The 23,313-nt window shown below is 56.4% G+C and carries 19 protein-coding genes and 1 tRNA gene; 11 read left to right on the plus strand and 9 right to left on the minus strand.

Features of this window, described 5'->3' with window-relative positions; all coding sequences use genetic code 11:
* Positions 1 to 58: 58 nt before the first annotated feature.
* From PG5_RS02880 to PG5_RS02900, 5 genes are all read right to left on the minus strand, one after another.
* Complete coding sequence (locus PG5_RS02880) at positions 59 to 280, minus strand: formate dehydrogenase subunit delta (protein ID WP_020795579.1); 222 nt, start codon at positions 278 to 280, stop codon at positions 59 to 61.
* Positions 277 to 3,159, minus strand: a complete 2,883-nt coding sequence (gene fdhF, locus PG5_RS02885; protein WP_020795580.1) for a formate dehydrogenase subunit alpha — start codon at positions 3,157 to 3,159, stop codon at positions 277 to 279. Before fdhF ends, PG5_RS02880 begins: the two co-directional genes overlap by 4 nt.
* Positions 3,156 to 4,715 (minus strand): NADH-quinone oxidoreductase subunit NuoF, encoded by a 1,560-nt coding sequence (locus tag PG5_RS02890; RefSeq protein ID WP_020795581.1) that lies wholly within the window; start codon positions 4,713 to 4,715, stop codon positions 3,156 to 3,158. Before PG5_RS02890 ends, fdhF begins: the two co-directional genes overlap by 4 nt.
* Complete coding sequence (locus tag PG5_RS02895) at positions 4,712 to 5,188, minus strand: formate dehydrogenase subunit gamma (protein WP_020795582.1); 477 nt, start codon at positions 5,186 to 5,188, stop codon at positions 4,712 to 4,714. The genes PG5_RS02890 and PG5_RS02895 overlap by 4 nt, the downstream gene beginning before the upstream one ends.
* A gap of 924 nt (positions 5,189 to 6,112) precedes the next feature.
* Positions 6,113 to 6,421 (minus strand): DUF3077 domain-containing protein, encoded by a 309-nt coding sequence (locus tag PG5_RS02900; RefSeq protein WP_020795585.1) that lies wholly within the window; start codon positions 6,419 to 6,421, stop codon positions 6,113 to 6,115.
* A 580-nt stretch (positions 6,422 to 7,001) separates the two neighbouring features.
* On the opposite strand from PG5_RS02900, the gene PG5_RS33150 reads away from it, so the two are divergent.
* Complete coding sequence (locus PG5_RS33150; RefSeq protein WP_020795587.1) at positions 7,002 to 8,201, plus strand: ATP-binding protein; 1,200 nt, start codon at positions 7,002 to 7,004, stop codon at positions 8,199 to 8,201.
* Position 8,202: 1 nt separating this feature from the next.
* Entirely contained in the window at positions 8,203 to 10,467 is a 2,265-nt protein-coding gene (locus PG5_RS33155) for a S8 family serine peptidase (RefSeq protein ID WP_020795588.1), read from the plus strand.
* Positions 10,468 to 11,524: 1,057 nt separating this feature from the next.
* On the opposite strand, the gene PG5_RS02920 is transcribed toward PG5_RS33155, so the two are convergent.
* The 3 genes from PG5_RS02920 to PG5_RS02930 all read right to left on the minus strand — a co-directional run bounded on the left by PG5_RS02920 (position 11,525) and on the right by PG5_RS02930 (position 13,543).
* Positions 11,525 to 12,598: a PIN domain-containing protein gene (locus PG5_RS02920; RefSeq protein ID WP_020795589.1), complete on the minus strand. Its 1,074-nt coding sequence runs from the start codon at positions 12,596 to 12,598 to the stop codon at positions 11,525 to 11,527.
* Between the two features lie 363 nt (positions 12,599 to 12,961).
* Positions 12,962 to 13,291: a hypothetical protein gene (locus PG5_RS02925; protein ID WP_020795590.1), complete on the minus strand. Its 330-nt coding sequence runs from the start codon at positions 13,289 to 13,291 to the stop codon at positions 12,962 to 12,964.
* 167 nt (positions 13,292 to 13,458) lie between these two features.
* Positions 13,459 to 13,543: transfer RNA gene (locus tag PG5_RS02930), tRNA-Leu, on the minus strand.
* Between the two features lie 105 nt (positions 13,544 to 13,648).
* Between PG5_RS02930 and queA the strand changes: the two genes are divergently transcribed.
* The 6 genes from queA to PG5_RS02960 all read left to right on the plus strand — a co-directional run bounded on the left by queA (position 13,649) and on the right by PG5_RS02960 (position 19,734).
* Positions 13,649 to 14,698, plus strand: coding sequence for a tRNA preQ1(34) S-adenosylmethionine ribosyltransferase-isomerase QueA (queA, locus tag PG5_RS02935; protein ID WP_020795591.1), 1,050 nt, complete (start codon positions 13,649 to 13,651; stop codon positions 14,696 to 14,698).
* A 14-nt stretch (positions 14,699 to 14,712) separates the two neighbouring features.
* A complete protein-coding gene (tgt, locus tag PG5_RS02940) occupies positions 14,713 to 15,828 on the plus strand; it encodes a tRNA guanosine(34) transglycosylase Tgt (RefSeq protein WP_020795592.1) in 1,116 nt (371 codons plus the stop codon).
* A gap of 43 nt (positions 15,829 to 15,871) precedes the next feature.
* Positions 15,872 to 16,207: a preprotein translocase subunit YajC gene (yajC, locus tag PG5_RS02945; RefSeq protein WP_007982729.1), complete on the plus strand. Its 336-nt coding sequence runs from the start codon at positions 15,872 to 15,874 to the stop codon at positions 16,205 to 16,207.
* A 63-nt stretch (positions 16,208 to 16,270) separates the two neighbouring features.
* Positions 16,271 to 18,139: a protein translocase subunit SecD gene (gene secD, locus PG5_RS02950; protein ID WP_020795593.1), complete on the plus strand. Its 1,869-nt coding sequence runs from the start codon at positions 16,271 to 16,273 to the stop codon at positions 18,137 to 18,139.
* Positions 18,140 to 18,148: 9 nt separating this feature from the next.
* Positions 18,149 to 19,063, plus strand: coding sequence for a protein translocase subunit SecF (gene secF, locus PG5_RS02955; RefSeq protein ID WP_020795594.1), 915 nt, complete (start codon positions 18,149 to 18,151; stop codon positions 19,061 to 19,063).
* 119 nt (positions 19,064 to 19,182) lie between these two features.
* Positions 19,183 to 19,734: a glycine zipper 2TM domain-containing protein gene (locus PG5_RS02960; protein ID WP_020795595.1), complete on the plus strand. Its 552-nt coding sequence runs from the start codon at positions 19,183 to 19,185 to the stop codon at positions 19,732 to 19,734.
* A gap of 251 nt (positions 19,735 to 19,985) precedes the next feature.
* On the opposite strand, the gene suhB is transcribed toward PG5_RS02960, so the two are convergent.
* Positions 19,986 to 20,804, minus strand: coding sequence for an inositol-phosphate phosphatase (suhB, locus tag PG5_RS02965; RefSeq protein WP_007941397.1), 819 nt, complete (start codon positions 20,802 to 20,804; stop codon positions 19,986 to 19,988).
* Between the two features lie 145 nt (positions 20,805 to 20,949).
* On the opposite strand from suhB, the gene trmJ reads away from it, so the two are divergent.
* The 3 genes from trmJ (at position 20,950) to iscR (ending at position 23,263) form a co-directional block, all read left to right on the plus strand.
* Complete coding sequence (gene trmJ / locus PG5_RS02970) at positions 20,950 to 21,720, plus strand: tRNA (cytosine(32)/uridine(32)-2'-O)-methyltransferase TrmJ (protein ID WP_020795596.1); 771 nt, start codon at positions 20,950 to 20,952, stop codon at positions 21,718 to 21,720.
* A gap of 2 nt (positions 21,721 to 21,722) precedes the next feature.
* Entirely contained in the window at positions 21,723 to 22,499 is a 777-nt protein-coding gene (cysE, locus tag PG5_RS02975) for a serine O-acetyltransferase (protein ID WP_020795597.1), read from the plus strand.
* Between the two features lie 272 nt (positions 22,500 to 22,771).
* Positions 22,772 to 23,263, plus strand: coding sequence for a Fe-S cluster assembly transcriptional regulator IscR (gene iscR / locus PG5_RS02980; protein WP_007903581.1), 492 nt, complete (start codon positions 22,772 to 22,774; stop codon positions 23,261 to 23,263).
* Positions 23,264 to 23,313 lie beyond the last annotated feature (50 nt).

The raw sequence follows: 23,313 nt of genomic DNA on the forward strand, positions 1-23,313 counted from the left end.
GCGGCGTTCTCGAGTCCATCGCGAGCATGCTCGCTCCTACAGGTTTTCCGCCAGCAGGCTAAGCCTCCCAACCCGCTCCACTGACCGCCTCTTGCGCCAGCGGGTGCATATCCGCGCCATGATGCTCGGTCTGCCAGGCCAGCAGCTCCTTGCGCATGCCCGGCGTCCAGTACATCTGCAGATGATTACGCACACCCAGTACTGCCTGTTGCCGGTCCGGTTCGCTGGCGAAGTACTGGGCGATCTGGTTGGCCATCTTGATCAGGTTTTCGGTGCTCATCGGCGCACCTCTGCCTTATCGCCACGGGCATGACGGCGTTCCTTGAGCAAGCGGTGCTGTTCTTCGGTGAATTCCTGGAAGCGTTTTTGCCACTCCGAAGGGTGGTACACGCGGCTGACCTCCACGGCCGTGACCTTGTACTCCGGACAGTTGGTGGCCCAGTCGGAGTTGTCGGTGGTGATAACGTTGGCCCCCGATTCCGGGAAGTGGAAGGTGGTGTACACCACGCCCGGCGCCACTCGTTCAGTGACCCGCGCGCGCAGCACGGTCTGCCCGGCGCGGCTGCCGATGCCGACCCAGTCGCCTTCGTTGATGCCACGGCTCTCGGCGTCGGTCGGGTGGATTTCCAGGCGGTCTTCATCGTGCCAGGCGACGTTTTCGGTTCGCCGGGTCTGGGCGCCGACGTTGTACTGGCTGAGGATGCGCCCGGTGGTCAGCAGCAGCGGATAGCGGCTGTTGACCTTCTCCTCGGTGGGCACGTAGCCGGTGAGCATGAAGCGCCCCTTGCCGCGCACGAATTGATCGATGTGCATGGTCGGCGTACCGTCCGGTGCCTCGGCGTTGCACGGCCATTGCAGGCTGCCGTGGCGCTCGAGTTCGGCGTAGCTGACGTTGGTGAAGGTCGGCGTCAGGCGGGCGATTTCATCCATGATTTCCGATGGATGCTTGTAGTTCATCGGGTAACCCAAGGCATTGGCCAGCGCCACCGTGCCTTCCCAGTCGGCCTTGCCGCCCAGGGGATCCATGACCTTGCGTACCCGCGAGATGCGCCGCTCGGCGTTGGTGAAGGTGCCGTCTTTTTCCAGGAACGAAGCGCCCGGCAGGAACACGTGAGCGAACTTGGCGGTTTCGTTGAGGAAGATATCCTGCACCACCACGCACTCCATGGCCGACAGGGCCGCGGTGACGTGCTGGGTATTCGGGTCGCTCTGGGCGATGTCTTCGCCCTGGCAGTACAAGCCCTTGAAGCTGCCGGCCAGCGCCGACTCGAACATGTTGGGAATGCGCAAGCCCGGATCGGGTTGCAACGTGACGTTCCACGCCTGCTCGAACTGCGCGCGCACCACTTCGTTGGAAATGTGCCGGTAGCCGGGCAACTCGTGGGGGAAGGAGCCCATGTCGCAGGAGCCCTGCACGTTGTTCTGCCCCCGCAGCGGGTTCACGCCCACGCCTTCGCGGCCGATGTTGCCGGTGGCCATGGCCAGGTTGGCGATGCCCATCACCGCGGTGCTGCCCTGGCTGTGCTCGGTGACGCCCAGGCCGTAATAGATCGCGGCGTTGCCGCCGGTGGCGTACAGGCGCGCGGCCGCACGAATATCGGCGGCGTCGACCCCACAGACTGGGGCAAGGGCTTCCGGTGAGTTCTCCGCACGGCTGACAAACTCGCTCCAGCGGGCGAAATCGTTGCCTTCGCAGCGGGCGTCGATGAAGGGCTGGTTGAGCAGGCCTTCGGTGACGATCACATGGGCCAGGGCGTTGAGCATGGCGACGTTGGTGCCGGGACGCAGGGCCAAGTGATAGTCGGCGCGGGCATGCACCGAGTCCACCAGATCAATACGCCGTGGGTCGATGACGATCAGCCGCGCACCTTCACGCAGGCGGCGCTTGAGTTGCGAAGCGAACACCGGGTGCGCATCGCTCGGGTTGGCGCCCATCACCAGGATCACGTCGGCCTGCATCACCGAGTCGAAACTCTGGGTGCCAGCGGACTCACCCAACGTTTGCTTCAAGCCATAACCGGTCGGCGAATGGCAGACCCGGGCACAGGTGTCGACGTTGTTGTTGCCGAACGCGGCGCGCACCAGTTTTTGTACCAGGTAGGTTTCTTCGTTGGTGCAGCGGCTGGAGGTGATGCCGCCGATGGAATCGCGGCCATATTTCTGCTGCAGGCGGCGGAATTCGCTGGCGGCGTAGGTCACCGCCTCATCCCAGCTGACTTCCTGCCACGGGTCGTTGATGTGCCTGCGGATCATAGGTTTGGTGATGCGATCCGGGTGGGTGGCGTAGCCCCAGGCAAAGCGCCCCTTGACGCAGGAGTGGCCGTGGTTGGCCTGGCCGTTCTTGTCCGGGACCATGCGCACCAGTTGGTCGCCTTTCATCTCGGCGCGGAACGAGCAGCCCACGCCGCAATAGGCGCAGGTGGTGATCACGCTGTGTTCGGGCTGACCCAGTTCGACCACGCTTTTTTCCATCAGCGTGGCGGTCGGGCAGGCCTGTACACAGGCGCCGCAGGACACGCATTCCGAATCGAGGAAGTTATCCCCGCCCGCCGCCGCCACCCGGGATTCAAAACCGCGCCCGGTGATGGTCAGGGCAAAGGTGCCCTGGGTTTCTTCGCAGGCACGCACGCAGCGGTTACAGACGATGCACTTGCTCGGGTCGTAGTCGAAGTAGGGGTTGGAAGTGTCCTTCACATCGGCCAGATGGTTGTCGCCTTCATAGCCGTAACGCACCTCCCGCAGGCCGACCTGACCGGCCACGGTTTGCAGCTCGCAGTTGCCGTTGGCCGAGCAGGTCAGGCAGTCCAGCGGGTGATCGGAGATGTACAGCTCCATGACGTTGCGCCGCAGGGTCGCGAGCTTCGGCGTCTGGGTGTGCACGGTCATGCCTTCGGTGACCGGCGTGGTGCAGGACGCGGGATAGCCGCGCATACCGTCGATCTCCACCAGGCACATGCGGCAGGAGCCGAAGGCTTCCAGGCTGTCGGTGGCACAGAGTTTGGGAATGGTGGTGCCCAGCAATGCGGCAGCGCGCATCACCGAAGTACCTTCGGGCACGCTGATGGTTTGACCATCGATGTTCAGGGTGACCTGCACCTGGCTTTCACGGGCTGGCGTGCCCAGATCCATGTCGGTTTTCGGATCGAATACAGTGATCATTGCTCGGCCTCCGAGGGCTGCAAGCCGAAGTCGGCGGGGAAGTACTTGAGGGCGCTGGCGACCGGAAAGGAGACCATGCCGCCCAAGGCGCACAGCGAACCGTATTGCATCGTGTCGCACAGGTCCTTGAGGATGATCACTTGCTCATCGCGACCTCCCTGGTCCGATGCGGCCAGCAAGCGGTCGATCACCTCCACGCCCCGGGTCGAGCCGATACGGCACGGCGTGCATTTGCCACAGGATTCCTCGGCGCAGAACTCCATGGCGAAACGCGCCATGTGGGCCATGTCTAGCGTGTCGTCCGCCACCACCACACCACCGTGACCGAGCATCGCGCCCATGGCGGCGAAGGCCTCGTAATCCAGCGGCGTGTCGAATTGCGCCGGCGGCACCCAGGCGCCAAGCGGGCCACCCACCTGCGCAGCCTTCAGCGGTCGGCCACTGGCAGTGCCGCCGCCGTAGCCTTCCACCAACTCGCGCAGGGTCAGGCCAAAGGCCCGTTCCACCAGGCCGCCGTGACGAACATTGCCCGCCAACTGGAAGGGCATGGTGCCCAGGGAACGGCCCATGCCGTAGTCGCGATAGAACTGCGCACCCTTGGCCAAAATCAGCGGCGCCGAGGCCAGGGTCAGCACGTTGTGCACCAGCGTCGGCTGGCCGAACAGGCCCTGCAACGCGGGGATCGGCGGCTTGGCGCGAACGACCCCGCGCTTGCCTTCGAGCGAATCCAGCAGGGCGGTTTCCTCACCGCAGATGTACGCGCCGGCACCGACCCGCACTTCCATATCGAACGCCTGGCCGCTGCCGCCGACATTGGCGCCGAGATAGCCGGCGTCACGGGCGATGTTCAGCGCTGCGCGCAGAGTAGCGACGGCGTCTGGATATTCCGATCGCACATAGATGTAGCCGAAGCTGGCGCCGACGGTAATGCCGGCAATGGCCATGCCTTCGATCAGCAGGAAAGGGTCGCCTTCCATCAACATGCGGTCGGCAAAGGTGCCGGAGTCGCCTTCGTCGGCGTTGCACACAATGTACTTTTGCGCAGCCTGGGTGCCGCGCACCGTGCGCCATTTGATCCCGGCGGGGAAAGCCGCGCCGCCACGGCCACGCAGGCCCGAATCGAACACCGCTGTGGCGGTTTGCTCGCCGCCGATGGCGACAGCCCTTGCCAGGCCTTCGAAACCGCCGTGGGCGCGGTAGTCGTCCAGCGACAACGGCCGGGTAATGCCGGCGCGGGCGAACAGCAGGCGTTGTTGGGTCTTCAGATAAGGCAGCTCTTCTACCAGGCCCAGGGACAGAGGATGTTCGGTTGAGCTGTTTAGGGCTTCGAGAACGGACGGCACATCGGCAGCGGTCAGCGGACCAAAGCCAATCCGGCCTTGTGGCGAGTCCACCTCCAGCAACGGCTCCAGCCAATACAGGCCGCGCGAACTGGTGCGCTGCAACTCCAGTGGCAGATTGCGTTCCCTGGCCTGAGTGATCAGCGCCGCGGACACCTCATCGGCCCCCACGGCACGGGCCAGCGAGTCGGTCGGCAGATAAAGAGTCGGCATCATGCGTCCTCCCGGCAAGCGTCGAGCAAGGCATCCAGACGCTCAGCGCTCAGCCGCGCATGCACCCGGCCGTCCAGCTCCAGGGCCGGCGAGCAGGCACAAGCACCCAGGCAATACACCGGCCGCAAACTGATGCTGCCATCGGCGCTGCTGCCGTGATCATCCAGCTGCAGACGCTCACGCAATTGCGCCGCCAACTGCTCGGCACCGCGGCTCTTGCACGACTCGGCGCGGCACAGCCGCAGGATATGCCGGGCAGGCGGCGCAGTACGGAAGTCATGGTAAAAACTGATCACCCCGCGCACCTCGGCCTGACTCTGGTTCAGCGCGTGGGCAATCTCGGGCACGGCCGCATCGGGGATATACCCAATGCGCTCCTGAATATCATGAAGAATCGGCAACAGAGCACCGGGAGTGCCCTTATGGCGCTCCAGCAGGGTATTGACCACAGACAGGTGCAACTCAACATCAGGCATTCAGCAATCCTCACGGTCACGGACAAACCAGAAGGTCGTCGGTCGTCCGAAAGTGTCGGCTGCGGCACTCACACCACGTCACGGCATCGTGGCATTGACAGGCCGTTGGCCAGGGCACCCTGAGCGGGCATCTTGTTGTGCCCGGCACGGTCTTCGCCGCACCTCAACTGGGCATAAAGGGCAGCTTGCCACGCCGCTATTGATCAAACCGCACCAAAGCGACGTGCTCGGTTCTGCCTACGACTATGCATAAAGTCTAGATGAGCGCCGCAGGGGGCGTTCATACACTGGCCTAACGGCCTGAAGGCTTGTCGATGAGGGATGTATAACAAGCATTACAGGTGGAAAGAAGCCTCAGAACCGTAGGCAATTCTGCGGAGCAGATGGGCAAAACCATTCCGGGAAAAGCAGCGGTCCGCTCAACCAAAGCCCGAAACTCGGGGCTAATCCAACCGAACGGCACGCAAAACCCCTGTGTGAACCCCCTGTGGGAGCGAGCCTGCTCGCGAAAGCACCAGCCCAGCCAACACAAATACCAAATGGGGTCCTGCATAAAAAAACAACTCACCCACCAGGGCCAAACAATACCCACCAGCCTTCCGCAATACCCTGTAGGAGCTGGCTTGCCAGCGATAACGCCAGCCCAGCCAACATCAGTGCTGAAGCTAGCCACCCGCACGGGTGTCACCAAAACCAGTGTTCAATGCGAAATCGAAATTGCCACAATCATCAGACTGGCTCAGTCCGGCATTACATTCGGGCCTTCTTGTTTACAAACCACGAAGATTGCCCATACCAGCTTCCTGTAGGAGCGAGCATGCTCGCGAAAAACCCAAGGCAACCCCCACGCCCACAGAATGCCCAAAGCCCCCGCAACCAAACCCATCCCTACAAGCGTCATGCCTGACGTCTAAAACGCAAAAGCTACCCTCCAGCCTCCGCCGCCCGCTTGCCCATCGGACCAACCGCCCGATCCCGCTCCAGCACCTTCACCGCATCATCCACCAACGCCTTACTCATCGACGTCAAATAATGCGCAGCCCAGGCATGACGATCAGTGTCTCTGGCATAAGCAGCATCTTCAGTGAGCGGCTTGGCCAGGAACAGAAAATCGGAAGCCATGGACAACGCATCGCCGAGAGGAACGCCGCGAGTGACATGAAACAGCGCTTGATCCGCGCAGTAGATGGCGGGTGTCAGGCCGATGGTTTTGAGTTCGGATTGTTCAGTCATTGGCCACCTCCGAGGATGGAGCGGCAATGGGGGAGGGTGTTGAGCGATTGGGAATTGCGTGGAGGGGAAAGCCAAATTTCAAACGGATTGATACTGCGCATCGTGAAGCTCCTTAATTTGAAGAGCTGCCACAATTCGTTACCAAGCGAATGGGTGGCAGCTGTGCGCAGGTTGGTAAACCGGGAAATCAAGGAAACCGGCACGTCCGAAGACGTCCTACGCACAGCCGCCATAACGCAGATCGCAGGCGAAAAAAAAGCGCCTGCGAACGCATAGCACTGTTGCGCAGTGATTTACCTCGGGTTACCAAGCCCGGTCGCTAAATTGGCAGCGACGGCGGAAGGGTATCGTGGGGGGCTTTTTCCTGCAACCTCCGAAAGCCCTTGCTTACGCTTAGTGTCGCGATGTGGGGTGCATGGATGTGCTCAATACGAGTTTACGGCATTCCCCAATCGAATCGTATACCGAATAGTCGAATTAGCTGTCGCCCCCTTGCGCTTGAAGGAGAAGTGATGGCGTTGAGTAGCTATAGACGATGCTTGTACCGTTTGGAGGATTTTTTGAGCATAGATCCTAAAAAATGATGACAAATCTAAGAAAAAACCTTACAAAAGGCTCAAATATCTTTACGGCCTCTACTGAGATGTTGCAGGCTGAATCAGGGGTTGAAATGCACGTCGCTAGACAAGATATCGTTGAGCTAATTGAGGCTTCACTTGATGCGAATTATACGGAGGTAAAGAGCATTGGCGGCCGTATAGCTAAATCGCTGAGCTCTACCGATTTGGAGGTTGCGCAGCAAATAAAATCGATCATAAGACGTAAGGGAGTTCCGCTTAGAAACTCTGGATATATGGAAAGTCTACCTGTAGATCCCAAGTCGCGAATGCCTTTGGTGGAAGAGCAAGCTTGGCCTGTTTCTCCTCTATTTATTGATGAGAACGCCATGAACGTTTTTGAGACGTTCATTTCCGATGTGAAACATGTGGATGAGTTGGTTGCCCATGGTCTCGCAGGGCGTCTTAATTTGCTTTTATCAGGACCACCTGGGACTGGAAAAAGCCTTATCGCTGGACATATTGCATCGCAATTAAATAAGCCGCTTTACGTAGTGCGATTAGATTCTGTGATTTCTTCTTTGTTAGGTGATACAGCAAAAAACTTACGGCAGATTTTTGATTATGTGCCGCAGAAGTGTGGTGTGCTTTTTCTTGATGAGGTAGATGCCGTCGCTAAGCTGCGTGATGACCAACATGAACTTGGAGAGCTTAAGCGTGTCGTAAATACCCTTATTCAAGGGTTGGACTCTCTCGATGATAGTGCTGTGGTGATTGCAGCAACTAACCATAGTGGATTATTGGATCCTGCTATTTGGAGGCGTTTCCCTTACAAGATAAATCTTGCATCTCCAAATGAAAAGGTTCGAGCAGATCTTTGGGGGCATTTTCTCTTCGCTGATCAAGGCGATGAAGTAGTGTGTAGTGCGCTAGCCAAAGCTTCAGAAAATTTAACTGGTGCTGATATTGAAAGTATTTCATTGTCCGCTCGGCGGAGAAGCATCCTGAGTAAGCAGCCTCTCAATTTGGCAGCAATTGTCCAGGCAACACTTAATAGTGTTGCTAGTAACAGCGCTATTCCTGTATCTAGGGAGTTGTCTACGCAGGAGAAAAAAAGCCTGGTTGTTACACTGCATAAGAAAATAAAAATGAATCAGTCTGAGATATGGAAGCTTCTGGGTGTAAGTCGTCAGACTGTTTCAAGCTATCTAAAGGAAATATAAAATGGTCCAAGGATCGAATAATAGTCCTCTACTTAATCCTGTGCTCACGTTGTTGAAAGATCCAACACCATCTAGTATAACTGCCGGAGGTAAAAGTAGGGAGGGGATTGTTAGTTATAGGCTTTTGCAGCAGCGGGAAGTTCTTGCAAAAAGCTTCGAAAGTTTTGATGAACGAAAAAGTGTGATCTCAAAGCATGCGAATAAGACGCATATCATTGCGCGTATGTTTAAAGATTCAAATGCGCCATCTTGGACTCCCAAGGATATTTTTAATCCGAATTTCGGGTGTAGAGTTGTGGCGCCGGCATTTGATGGTTATTTGGTCGAAGTCGACGTGTCAAAATTCAAAGAAATGTCAAAGCGTCTCAGGATCGCCAATACCGTTGTGGATCTAGTTGATATCTCACGTGTGCAGTCGGTAGCTGTTTTTGATTCAAAAGAGACATTAAGAAATAAAACTTCCAAAGAAATTTGGGGTAGAAGACCTTATGCGAATCAATTCAACTTCTGGTTAATGCCGTTCAACGACCTAGCATCCCGGCAGTCGGTTTGCGATGCGCTTATGAGTTTTTATAATGAAAAGAAAATTTCTTATGGCGATGAGAGTTATTCTAATCCATTCGATATAGCAGATGCGGAGGTGGTGGTTTCGGCTAATCAAACGCCTATTCCGCAAAGTTTTATTAAAGTGTTAAATCGATATTTGGCCACGGGAAATGCATCATTTTCTGCATTGGTTGACGATGAAGAAAGTCTTCAGCAACTTGCGGCATCTGGAGTTTCGTATAGGATTGAACCTGTTTCTCAAATTTCTGTAGCTTCATCGCCTCCTGGTAAAGGGCCTGAGCCAAAGCCACCTACAACTGCCACCAAATTGCCAACAGTTGTTATCGTTGATGGGGGAAGATCCGCCTCGAGTTATCAGCACTGCGAGGTTTTGTGTGCGCCACCACTTGTTGATATGTATTCTGCTGATCTAGTTCACGGTAATCAAATTTCTTCTTTGGTTTGCCAAGGTCATGCTTGGAATAACATGCTGTTATTGCCAAAATTGGATTGCAATTTCGTAACTGCGCAAGTACTTACGAAGGATGGAGTGCGGGTTCAACCTACTCCAAGCCGTTTCGTCGAGTATTTGAATGGCCTTGCTGAAAGCGATTTGAAGGGAGCAAGAGTATGGAATCTTTCGTTTAATGAGGTTCTCCCAAATGCGAATCCTGAGGAAATTAGTTATCTTGGGCATGAAATAAATAAGTTGGCGAGGAAGCATGGGTTTCTTCCGGTTATATCTATTGGGAATTCATCGGTCGTTAATGCGAAAGAACTTTGCCCGCCTGCAGACTGCGAGTCAGCACTTACTATTAGTGGGCGGACAGCGAGTGCTACAGGAATACCCGCGACGCCATGTTTGCAGAGCCTCCGGGGGCCTGCTCCCGCAGGCATGAAGAAACCTGATCTTTCTTGGTTCTCTGAGCTTCGGATGATCGGGGGGGGGACCCATGTGGGCACTAGTTATAGCACGGCACTTGTATCTTCATTGGCAGCACATACATTTGCTAACCTAAAGTCTCCTACGCCTGATTTAGTGCGGGCGCTGCTAATTAACAATGCTGATGGTGATGAACATTGTAATGACTTAGGGTGGGGCAGTCCTTGGGCGAATGGCTTGGAGCCTTGGCTTTGTAAAGAGGGGGCGGTGACTCTCGCGTGGGTGTCTAAGATAAAGCCTGGGTATGCCTATTATTGGAATGAGATCCCGATACCGCCAGAAATGTTGAAGGGTGGTAAGTTGGCAGGGCGAGCTACATTAACTGCAATTTTAAAGCCCGAAGTGTCAGAGCTAGGTGGTCCAAATTATTTTTCAACTCGATTGCAGGTCGCACTCCAAGCCGACTCGCCTGCGGGCGATACGGTAAATCTTTTAGGCTCAATGAAGGAGTCGAAGGAAACGGAAATGGAGGCACGGGCTGAGCTTTCAAAATGGTCGCCAATTCGACGTCATTGCAACACATTCAAACGAAAGTCAATTGATGTGAAGACTGTTCGATTGTATGCGCGAGTTTTTGCTCGTGATCTTTACCAGTTCAATATGAATAGCCATCATGAATTACCGGAGCAAGAGGTTTCGTTTGTGCTGACTTTTGAAGGGAGTAGCAAAAGTTCCGGAATTTATAGCTCTATGGCTTCGGTGATGGGTTCTTTTGTCGAAAGCGCAGTTCTAGAACAGGATGTAAACGTTTTACTTGATCAAGATAGTAGAACGTAAAAGGTGGTGTAAAAAGGAGGGGTGTCAATTAACAAAAACATTTCTCCTTTTTTCATTTTTTACTTGGAGCAGTGATTTTGAAGGTGCGATGCACGAAGTCAGTGCGCTAGGGAGATGAGATGTAGGCAATGAAGGGAAAATGGGACTAAGGGGCAAGAGGGAAAAGAGAGGGGAAAGTGGGGAAAAGGTAGGGAAAGGGGAACGGATTTATTATTCTTCTATTTTTTTGTAATCCATAGCTGGTCATGTATGTACGAAAGTGGAATTCCTCCAGGAAAGCCGCATTCCACATGGGGGACAACTCGCTGAGACCAGCATTGCTCTGTCTTCCAGTTTTCCCAGCTGATGAGTTGTTCATAGAAGTGCGGTGAGAGAAATAGTATTACGATGGGTGTTTCAGGTTTAAGTGGCATAGTTGGTAGGCACCTATCGTAAAACTCCTCCCATTCAGGAGACTCGTATCTGCGGTAGTCAAACAAGGAAACGCATCCTTTCAAACGGAAGTAGCCGTTAAGCGTATTGCCAAAGGGGGAAGGATGGCCGAGATCACTCGGGATGAGCTCCTCAGAGACTAGGATTTTTTCATAATAATCTGATGTCGTGACGTGAAATACTCGACCTCGAAGCTTGGGTAATAGATCCTGAAATTTTGAAATGCTGACCCGCTTCATTGATTTAAGTGGCACCGTCTTACTAATCATCTATGGTTCACGTCGTTTGAGCTTAAGCAGTCATTCAATGTGGAAGCCCGTCATTTCTAAGATATATTGAAGCTGGCAACGCTTTGTTGATACCCGGTGTCCGGGATAAGCAACGGGGATAGGCGCGCAGATTTATTATAGACGTGATAACCAGCGTCGGTCGGGCTTTTGGGGGGGGAAGGGGGCGGTGGGGAAGGGGGCGGATTTATTGTCCTTTATTCTTTGCTTTATGAAAGTGAATCTGAAAATAAATCCGTTCCCTTTTTTTCATTTTTTCCAAGCGAAGCGCCCCATCAGAAAAAAGGCCGCAATAGCGGCCCTTATCTTTTAATTTTTAATGCTATTCACTGATCAAGCTATCGGTAATCTTCGTAAGGGGTTTCTTCAACAGAAAATTCGATGCCGCTATGTAGCCCTTGAACGTGAATATCCATGTCTTGAATGGTAAATTCCCCATCATCTACCTCATAAGATAGATCGATTTCTACAGTGAATTCAAGCTTCCCTTCCTCGACCTGCGTGGTATCGTCAAATGTATAGATGACATCATCTTCTCTGTCGTATCGACCATTGGCATAATCCGGCCCCGTTACAGACACCCGGTAACGGACCTCAAGATCGCAAACAATTTGACAATTTTCATCATCTATATGGATGATTGATGGCTCGAAGTCACCAACATTAATAATAGTGAACTCATCTACCTCAGCATCTTCCCAAGTTGATGAGTTGTAGGCATCTGCATCCTCAATCTGAGATTTGATGTTCTGCTTGATTTCTTCTTCATGATCTTCAATGTAGTCTTTGATGAATTTCGAGCGATCTTCATCATGTGCGTTGTAGAGATCAAGAAGCTTGCTTAGGCTCTCGATTTGAAGGAAGCGAGGGTTCTCTTCGCAGAATGTGATTAAATCTTTATCTTCAGAAACGACGTATATTTCTTCTCGGCTTTTAAGAGCACTCCGAATCGCTAGAAGCGTAAACGCATCAGGGAATTCGTTTTTCTTTTTGCCTCCCTGAAATGGAGGGCTTTGATCAAAATACATATCGACAATTTCATTGCCATCCACTTTGCTCAGATCGACAATGGTGGTGTTCGACTCATCGAGGAAATTATCAAAAACTTGAATTGCATGGTTTTCGATTTCTTTTTGGTCGAATGGAGCAAATAGGTTTTTAACTCCCGTATCATTGGAGTTTGTTAAAATTTTTGCTTTGCGGCGAAATGCGTTGACCCCGTTAAGAGCGTCCCCAATATGCTCACTAATCTTACGTTTTACCTCGCGGACGACTATCGTGGTTGTGAGGTGATTCAGCTCGCCATCACCACAGATCTCTTTGAATGATTCCAGTGTCTTTGATGAAAAATCCAAACCAGCTTTTACAAAAAATTCTGTATCTACAAACACGTTCCTTGTTTGAAGCGGCATCGCAATCTCCTTCGATGATGGCTATTTGATGGTTCATCCTCGCCTTGCTACGGACGCAAAGCAAGCGTCCTTTGTTTGAACTTGTGTCAAGGGGTAAAGGTGGCATCGCAGAGCTGGGTAGCAGCCTGCATACCTTATCCGGCGATTTTTCGCACTGGTACAAGTCCCAGCACTCAAAACCACCTCGATCAAAGACGCACCGTCAGTCGGGTGTATCAGCAACGTTGGTAGGGCCTAAAAGGAGCGTGCAACTTCAGAGCAGGGGGCAGGGCAGATGATTCTCAGATTTATTATTGGATGAATATGGCGACCAACTTCGGCCCGGCTACGGGCGTTCCCGTTTTTTCGATCGCTCGCCGTCAATCATTGGATGACTTTCAGATAATCCTTGAGCGCGATGAGCGGGGCATCAAGATGCGTGATCGTCTGAATGTTGGAAAATTCCCCCGCCAACCTACGCAACTCCCGCCCCAACGGCTTATCCACACCCCCAACAGCCTCCAACGCCAACCCCACACACTCACCCACCTTCACCTGAATCCCCTCAACATCCCCCCGCCGCACCAGCAGCTCAAACACATCCCGTTGGTAATCACCCATGACCAAATCATCCCGCAAAATCGGGCTTGAACCTTCCGTCTCATAAGTCAGCTTGAGGGAGAAGAGGGCGACGGTTTCCAGGTGCGATTCCATGGGGGGAGTCCTTGTGAAAGGGTCAGGGTGAAGGGCAAAAGAGAGAAGCAAGATCAAAAGATCGCAGCCTTCGGCAGCTCCTACAGGTCAGCGCGTTGGCGCGGGGTGTCAGGTGCTTTTCTGCGGGCGAAAAAAAAAGGCCTTGCTAAGCAAGACCTTTCTTAATTTGGTGCCCCGAGGGAGACTCGAACTCCCACTCCTTTCGAAAACGGATTTTGAATCCGCCGCGTCTACCAATTCCGCCATCAGGGCAATGGCCGCGGAGTATAAAGATGAGATAACCGTCGGTCAATCAGGTACATGGAGAATTTTTGATATTTCCGCTAGACTTCCCGGCCCTGCTAGACGAACCCCATCATGCGCGTTGCTGACTTTACTTTCGAGCTCCCTGATTCGCTGATCGCCCGCCACCCTTTGGCCGAGCGTCGCGGTAGTCGCCTGTTGACCCTGGATGGGGTCAGCGGCGCCCTGGCACACCGTCAATTCACTGATTTGCTGGAGCATTTGCGCCCTGGCGATTTGATGGTGTTCAACAATACCCGGGTGATCCCGGCGCGGCTGTTTGGCCAGAAGGCTTCCGGCGGCAAGCTGGAAATCCTGGTGGAGCGGGTGCTGGACAGTCATCGCGTGCTGGCCCATGTGCGTTCCAGCAAGTCGCCCAAGCCCGGGTCGAAGATTTTGATCGACGGCGGTGGCGAGGCCGAGATGCTGGCGCGTCATGATGCGTTGTTCGAGCTGGGCTTTGCCGAAGAGGTATTGCCGCTGCTCGACCGCGTCGGGCACATGCCGCTGCCTCCTTATATAGACCGCCCGGACGAAGGCTCGGACCGCGAGCGTTACCAGACCGTCTACGCCCAGCGCCTGGGCGCGGTGGCGGCGCCGACGGCGGGGCTGCATTTCGATCAGGTGCTGATGGAGGCGATTGCCGCCAAGGGCGTTGAGACGGCGTTCGTGACCCTGCACGTGGGTGCTGGCACCTTCCAGCCGGTGCGGGTCGAGAAGATCGAAGACCACCACATGCACACTGAATGGCTGGAAGTTGGCCAGGACGTGGTGGATGCGGTGGCCGCCTGTCGCGCTCGCGGCGGTCGGGTGGTGGCGGTGGGGACGACCAGCGTGCGTTCCCTGGAAAGTGCCGCCCGCGATGGCGTGCTCAAGCCGTTCAGCGGCGATACCGACATTTTCATCTACCCGGGCCGGCCGTTTCATGTGGTCGATGCCCTGGTCACCAATTTCCATTTACCTGAATCCACGTTGTTGATGCTGGTCTCGGCGTTTGCCGGTTATCCGGAAACCATGGCCGCCTATAAGGCCGCCGTCGACAACGAATATCGCTTTTTCAGCTACGGTGATGCGATGTTTATCACCCGTAACCCCGCACCACGTGGCCCCGAGGACAAAGAATGAGTCGCCAATGTCGTATGTCGTTTGAGTTACTTGCTACTGACGGCAAGGCTCGTCGCGGTCGTTTGACCTTCCCACGCGGTACCGTCGAAACCCCGGCCTTCATGCCGGTGGGCACCTACGGCACGGTCAAGGGCATGTTGCCGCGGGATATCGAGGCCACTGGCGCGGAAATCATTCTGGGCAACACCTTCCACCTGTGGCTGCGCCCGGGCATGGAAGTGATCAAGAAGCACGGCGACCTGCACGATTTCATGCAGTGGAAAGGCCCGATTTTGACCGACTCCGGTGGTTTCCAGGTGTTCAGCCTGGGCGCCATGCGCAAGATCAAGGAGGAGGGCGTGACCTTCGCCTCCCCGGTCGACGGCGCCAAGGTGTTCATGGGCCCGGAAGAGTCGATGCAGGTCCAGCGCGACCTGGGCTCGGACATCGTAATGATTTTTGACGAATGCACGCCGTACCCGGCCGACGAAGACGTCGCTCGCGTGTCCATGGAGTTGTCGCTGCGCTGGGCCCAGCGCTCGAAAAACGCCCATGCCGACAACACGGCGGCGCTGTTCGGTATCGTTCAGGGCGGCATGCACCAGGATTTGCGCATGCGCTCCCTGGAGGGCCTGGACAAGATCGGCTTCGACGGCCTGGCCATCGGCGGTCTGTCGGTGGGCGAGCCCAAGCATGAAATGATAAAGGTGCTGGACTATCTGCCGGGCCAGATGCCGGCTGACAAACCTCGTTACCTTATGGGCGTTGGCAAACCGGAAGATCTCGTGGAGGGTGTGCGCCGCGGTGTGGACATGTTCGATTGCGTGATGCCAACCCGTAATGCCCGCAATGGGCATCTGTTCATTGACACAGGCGTGATCAAGATCCGTAACGCGTTCCATCGCCATGATGATTCGCCGCTGGATCCGACCTGCGATTGCTATACCTGCCAGAACTTCTCCCGTGCTTATCTGCATCACCTGGACAAGTGCGGCGAAATGCTGGGAAGCATGCTCAATACCATCCATAACTTGCGTCATTATCAAGTGCTTATGGCTGGTTTGCGCGAGGCTATTCAACAGGGTACATTGGCCGCCTTTGTCGATGCCTTCTACGCCAAGCGCGGGCTACCCGTGCCGCCTTTGGACTGAGTTTCCTGACCCCAATATTCAACATTTGCAACTGGAGTGCTAAATGAGCTTTTTTATCTCTAACGCCATGGCAGACGCTGCTGCACCTGCGGCAGGCCCTATGGGCGGCGGCTTTGAGTGGATTTTCCTGGTCGGCTTCCTGGTCATCTTCTACCTGATGATCTGGCGTCCACAGGCCAAGCGCGCCAAAGAGCAGAAGAACCTGCTGAGCAGCCTGCAGAAAGGCGACGAAGTGGTGACCACCGGCGGCATCGCCGGCAAGATCACCAAAGTGGCCGACGATTTCGTGGTTCTGGAAGTTTCCGACACCGTCGAAATGAAGTTCCAGAAAGGCGCCATCGCCGCCACGCTGCCAAAAGGCACGCTCAAAGCGATCTAAGTTTCAACTTTTACTCAATCGACGGGGCGCGCAAGGCGCCCCGCGTCATAAGCGGGCGGCGTGATGCTGAACAAATACCCTCTGTGGAAATACATTCTGATCCTGGCGGTGCTGGCGATCGGTCTGATTTATTCCGCTCCCAATCTTTATCCTGATGACCCGGCCATTCAGGTCAGCGGTGCAAGCACTGCACTGCAGGTCAATCAGGCTGATCTGGATCGTGTGAGCGCTGCGCTCAAGGAATCCGGGATCAGCGTCAAGGCTGCCACCCTGGCTGCCAACGGCAAGGGCGGTTTGATTCGCCTGACCAAGGCTGAAGACCAGTTGCCGGCCAAAGACGTCGTGCGCAAGGCATTGGGTGATGACTACGTCGTTGCACTGAACCTGGCGCAAACCACCCCGCAATGGCTGCGCAGCCTGGGCGCGCACCCGATGAAGCTGGGCCTGGACTTGTCCGGTGGCGTGCACTTCCTGCTGGAAGTGGACATGGACAAAGCCCTGGATGCACGCTTGAAAGTGTACGAAGGCGATGTAAAGAGCCTGTTGCGTAAAGAGAAACTGCGCTATCGCAGCCTGCCGCAACTCAACGGCGCCATTCAGCTGGGCTTCTCCGATGAAGACAGCCGTGAACAGGCCCGCAGCCTGATCCGCAAGAATTTCAACGATTTCGACATTGTTCCGGCCGACCTCAATGGCCAACCGGTGCTGCGTCTGGCGATGACCCCGGCCAAGCTGGCGGAAATCCGTGAATACTCCATCAAGCAGAACTTGACCACGGTCCGTAACCGCGTCAACGAGCTGGGTGTTGCCGAACCGATCGTCCAGCGTCAGGGCGCCAACCGCATCGTGGTTGAGCTGCCGGGCGTGCAGGACACAGCCGAAGCCAAGCGTATCCTCGGCAAGACGGCCAACCTTGAGTTCCGCCTGGCCGCCGAGCCTGGCGCTTCGAAGGCCACGTCCGAGGAATTCGAGTTCCGTGAGGGCAAGCGTCCTCCTGCGCTGATCGAGCGTGGCCTGATCATCACCGGTGACCAGGTGACCGACGCCAAGGCTGGTTTCGGCGAAAACGGTACGCCAGAAGTGAACATCCGCCTGGATGGCCATGGTGGCGAGCTGATGAGCCGCGCGACCCGTTCGAACGTGGGTCGCAGCATGGCGGTGATCTTCATCGAGCAGCGCCCGGTCACCACTTACACCAAGCAAGTGGTCAACGGCGTCGAGAAAGACGTTCCGGTTCAAACGTTCAAAGAAGAGAAGAAGATCATCAGCCTGGCGACCATCCAGTCGCCGCTGGGTGCGCAATTCCGCATCACCGGCCTGAACGGCCAGGGCGAGTCGTCCGAACTGGCCCTGCTGCTGCGTGCCGGTGGCCTGGCTGCACCGATGTACTTCGCTGAAGAGCGCACCATTGGCCCGAGCCTGGGTGCCGACAACATCACCAAAGGTATCGATGCGTCGCTGTGGGGCATGCTGTTTGTCTCGCTGTTCATCATCGCCATCTACCGCTTCTTCGGTATCATCGCCACCGTTGCACTGACGGTGAACATGGTGTTGCTGCTGGCCTTGATGTCGCTGCTGGGGGCCACGCTGACCCTGCCGGGCATCGCCGGTATCGTGTTGACCATGGGTATGGCGGTCGACGCCAACGTGCTGATCTTCTCGCGGATTCGTGAAGAGATTGCGGCGGGCATGACTGTTCAGCGGGCAATCAATGAAGGCTTCGGCCGGGCATTTACCGCGATTCTCGACGCCAACCTGACCACCTTGTTGGTCGGCGGGATTCTCTTTGCGATGGGCACCGGCCCAGTCAAGGGTTTCGCAGTGACCATGTCCCTCGGGATCTTTACCTCGATGTTCACGGCCATCATGGTGACCCGCGCGATGGTCAACCTGATCTTCGGCGGACGTGACTTCAAGAAGTTGTGGATTTAAGGGGCTGCCATGTTACGTACAATCAACTTCATGGGCGTTCGCAACGTTGCGTTCGGCGTCACATTGTTCCTTACCGTGCTGGCCTTGTTCAGTGTCGTCACCAAGGGCATGAACTGGGGCCTGGACTTCACCGGCGGTACGCTCATCGAGCTGACCTACGAGCGTCCGGCCGATGTCACCAAGGTGCGTGAGCAGCTGGCCACTTCGGGTTATAACGACGCCATCGTGCAGAGCTTTGGTGCAACCACCGATTTGCTGGTGCGTATGCCGGGTGAAGACCCGCAACTGGGTCATCAAGTCGCTGAAGCGCTGCAAAAAGTCGGTGGCGACAACCCGGCTGTGGTCAAGCGCGTCGAGTACGTGGGCCCGCAGGTTGGTGAAGAACTGCGCGACCAGGGCGGCCTCGGCATGCTGATGGCGCTGGGCGGCATCCTGATCTACCTGGCGTTCCGCTTCCAGTGGAAGTTCGCGGTCGGGGCGATCGTGTCCCTGATCCACGACGTGATCGTGACCATCGGTATCCTGTCGTTCTTCCAGATCACCTTCGACCTGACGGTGCTGGCGGCGGTACTGGCGATCATCGGTTACTCGCTCAACGACACCATCGTGGTATTCGACCGGGTTCGTGAGAACTTCCGGGTACTGCGCAAGGCCAGCCTGATCGAGAACATCAACATCTCGACCACGCAAACCCTGCTGCGCACCATGGCCACCTCGATCTCTACCTTGCTGGCGATCGCGGCCCTGCTGTTCTTCGGTGGCGACAACCTGTTCGGCTTCTCCATCGCGCTGTTCATTGGTGTGCTGGCGGGTACTTACTCGTCGATCTACATCGCCAACGTGGTGCTGATCTGGCTGAACCTGAGCTCCGAAGACCTGATTCCTGCGGTCAACACCGAGAGCGAAGTCGACGACCGTCCTTGAAGGGCAATTCCTTCAGTGATGTAGTCCAAAAAGGCGCGAGTTGAACTCGCGCCTTTTTTTATACTCCAAGGCTGGGAGAAGCGCGGACGCGCTCCGCATTTGATGTTCAGGAGGTTCATGTGAACAAGTCGATGCTGGTTGGTGCTGTACTGGGTGCTGTCGGTGTAACTGCCGGCGGTGCTGTGGCCACCTACAGCCTGGTTAAGGATAATGGCCCTGAGTACGCGCAAGTACTCGCGGTTGAGCCGGTCAAGACGCAAATCAAGACTCCACGTGAAGTGTGCAAGGATGTGGCGGTCACCCGGCAAGCGCCGGTCAAAGATCAACACCAGATTGCCGGTACCGTGGTAGGTGCGCTGGCAGGTGGTTTGCTGGGTAACCAGATCGGCGGCGGCACGGGCAAGAAGATTGCCACGGTTGCAGGCGCTGTCGGTGGTGGTTATGCCGGTAACAAGGTGCAGGAGGGCATGCAAGAGCGTGACACCTACACCACGACGCAGACGCGTTGTAATACGGTGAATGACATCAGCGACAAGGTCGTGGGTTACGACGTGCGTTATTCGCTTGATGGCAAGGAAGGCAAGGTGCGGATGGATCGCGATCCAGGGAACCAGATCCCTGTGGATAAAGAGGGCAAGTTGATCTTGTCGGAGAATCAGCAGGCACATTGATCCGCTGAAGTCAGATTCAAAAAGAAGCACCCTGCGGGGTGCTTTTTTGTGCGCACGAGTCATGCCGCACCCCAATCCCCTGTGGGAGCGAGCCTGCTCGCGAAGGCGTCCCCGCATCCAGCAATGATGGCGGCTGATACACCGCTTTCGCGAGCAGGCTCGCTCCCACAGGGGGGTAGTGTTGCCGCCGGAGATGGATTCCAGGCATAAAAAAAGCACCCCGTAGGGTGCTTTTTCTGTCGCTTGGACGCTTAGCGCTTCAGCGAGGCTGGCAGGTGCGGCTGGATGGCCGTCAGTACTGCCTTGAAGCATTTGGTGTTGCCGGCTACGACGTGGCCTTTTTCAAGGAAGTCATGACCGCCGGTGAAGTCGCTCACCAGGCCGCCTGCTTCCTGGATCAACAGGGCGCCTGCTGCCATGTCCCACTCGGACAGGCCCGACTCCCAGAAGGCGTCGAAACGACCGGCGGCCACGTAGGCCAGGTCCAGGCTCGCCGAGCCAGCGCGGCGGATGCCGGCGGTCTGGCCAACCAGGGCGCGGAACATGCCCAGGTAGTTGTCGAGGTTGTCCATCTGGTCGTCACGGAACGGGAAGCCGGTACCCAGCAAGGCGCCGTCCAGGCTTGTGCGACCGCTGACGCGCAGGCGACGGCCGTTCAGTTGGGCGCCGCGACCACGGCTGGCGGTGAATTCTTCCTGACGAACCGGGTCCAGGACCACAGCGTGTTCCAGGCGACCGCGGTATTTGCAGGCGATGCTGACAGCGAAGTGAGGAATGCCGCGCAGGAAGTTGGTGGTGCCGTCCAGCGGATCGATGATCCACAGGTACTCTTCGCCTTCGATGCCGGTGCCGGCGTGCAGGCCGGTCTCTTCACCCATGATCGAGTGATTCGGGTACGCCTTGCGCAGTGCGTCGATGATTTTCTGTTCGGCGGCGCGGTCCACCTCGGATACGTAATCCTTGGCGTCTTTTTCGTCGACCTTGATGGTATCCAGGCGCTCGATGGAGCGGAAGATCAATTCACTGGCGCTGCGGGCGGCGCGCAGCGCGATATTCAGCATGGGCTGCATGGATGTGTCACCTAAGGTTGTTAAAGAAAGCCGGGCATTCTATCAGAAAGTTTCTACAGGAGAAGGACGACGTTCGCTTTCATGGCTTAACGGTAGTGGGCGCTGTAAGATTCTGCTCCCGATAATGTGTTCGAGAGCGCCTCCCTTGCTGCAAAACATTCGTGTCGTCCTGGTCAATACCAGCCATCCGGGCAATATCGGCGGGACCGCGCGCGCCATGAAAAACATGGGGCTGTCGCGCCTGGTGCTGGTCGAACCACGCCTGTTTCCGCACCACGAGGCCGATGCCCGTGCTTCCGGTGCCGGTGACATCCTTGAAAAGGCGCAAGTCGTCGCCACCTTGGAAGATGCCTTGGTCGGCTGCAATCTGGTGCTGGGCACCAGTGCTCGCGACCGGCGCATTCCCTGGCCGCTGCTGGACCCGCGCGAATGCGGGACCAAAGTGGTCGAGGAGGCCGGGCAGGGGGCCGAGATCGCCCTGGTGTTCGGTCGTGAAGATTCCGGCCTGACCAACGAAGAGCTGCAGCGATGTCACTATCACGTGCACATTCCATCAGACCCTGAGTTCAGTTCGCTGAACCTTGGGGCGGCGGTGCAGGTGTTGAGTTATGAAGTGCGCATGGCCTGGCTGGCCGCCCAAGGTCAGCCAACCAAGGTCGAGAAGGAAGAAGTGGCATCGGTCAAAAGCGCTGAGCTGGCGACTATGGATGAGCTGGAGCGGTTCTATGAGCACCTGGAACAAACCCTGGTGTCCATCGAATTCCTCGACCCGGAAAAACCACGGCACTTGATGGCGCGCCTGCGCCGGTTGTACGGACGCAGCTCGGTCAGCCGAGCGGAAATGAACATTTTGCGTGGCATCCTCACGGAAACCCAGAAAGCGGCCCGTGGTGAGCTTCTTAAGCGGAAGGATTAATGATGTTTGAGCGTTTGCGTGAAGATATCCAGAGTGTTTTCCATCGAGACCCGGCAGCGCGTAACGCTTTTGAAGTCCTGACCTGCTACCCCGGCATGCATGCCATCTGGATCCACCGTTTGTCGGCGATGCTGTGGCGCGCCGACCTTAAATGGCTGGCGCGGCTGGTGTCGAACTTCGGCCGCTGGCTGACCGGGATCGAGATCCACCCGGGGGCCAAGGTCGGCCGGCGATTCTTCATTGACCATGGCATGGGCATCGTCATTGGTGAAACCGCCGAAATCGGCGATGACGTGACCATTTACCAGGGCGTGACCCTGGGCGGCACTAGTTGGAACAAGGGCAAGCGCCACCCGACCCTGGGTGATGGTGTGGTGGTCGGCGCCGGTGCCAAGGTGCTTGGCCCGTTCACTGTGGGGGCGGGTGCCAAAGTCGGCTCCAATGCCGTTGTGACCAAAGAGGTGCCGCCTGGCGCCACGGTGGTGGGCATTCCGGGGCGGATCATCGTCAAGCCGGACCAGGAGCTGGATGCCAAGCGCAAGGCCATGGCCGAGAAGATTGGCTTCGATGCCTATGGCGTGACTGAAGACATGCCGGACCCGGTGGCACGCGCCATCAACCAGTTGCTCGACCACCTGCAGGCGGTCGATGGGCGTCTGGAGGGGATGTGCGGGGCGTTGAAGGACCTGGGCAGTAATTACTGTGCCAAGGACCTGCCTTCGCTGCGCGAAGAAGACTTCGCCTGTGTGAAGGACAAGGATCAGAGTCAGGCCGGCTGAATCCCCCCCCCCTGTAGGAGCTGCCGCAGGCTGCGATCTTTTGATCTTGTCTTAATATAAGCAAAATCAAAAGATCGCAGCCTGCGGCAGCTCCTACAGGTCGCATTTAGACAATGGCACCGCGCTAAGCGGTGTGCCATTAAGTCGCAGATCCTGATATGATGCGGCCGCTCTTTTGCGGGTAAACCTGACTAAAGTACTAGGTCTTATAGTTGACTTAAATACTCGGGAATTGCATACTCGCCTCATTCCGAACTCCGTGGTAATTGTCCATGCGACTGACTACAAAAGGCCGATACGCCGTGACCGCCATGCTCGACCTGGCGTTGCACGCGCAGCACGGGCCCGTGTCCCTGGCCGATATCTCCGAGCGCCAAGGCATCTCCCTGTCCTACCTCGAGCAGCTGTTTGCCAAATTGCGCCGTAGCAATCTGGTGTCCAGCGTTCGCGGTCCAGGCGGCGGTTACCAGCTGTCACGCGACATGCAAGGTATCCAGGTCGCCCAGGTGATCGATGCGGTGAACGAATCGGTCGATGCAACCAAATGCCAGGGCCAGGGTGATTGCCATCAAGGCGACACCTGCCTGACCCACCACTTGTGGTGCGATCTGAGCCTGCAGATTCACGAATTTCTGAGCGGTATCAGCTTGGCTGACCTTGTGACTCGCCGTGAGGTGCAAGAAGTAGCCCAGCGTCAGGATCAACGCCGTTGCAACAGCAAGGCGCCACGCCTGGACAAGATTGAAGCGTCCGCCGTCGAATGACAGCCAGAGAGCTAGCGGCACGCCAGCCAGCCTGATTTAGGAGATAGTCC

The sequence above is a fragment of the Pseudomonas sp. G5(2012) genome (genome assembly GCF_000408945.1).
GTDB classification, from domain to species: Bacteria; Pseudomonadota; Gammaproteobacteria; order Pseudomonadales; family Pseudomonadaceae; genus Aquipseudomonas; species Aquipseudomonas umsongensis.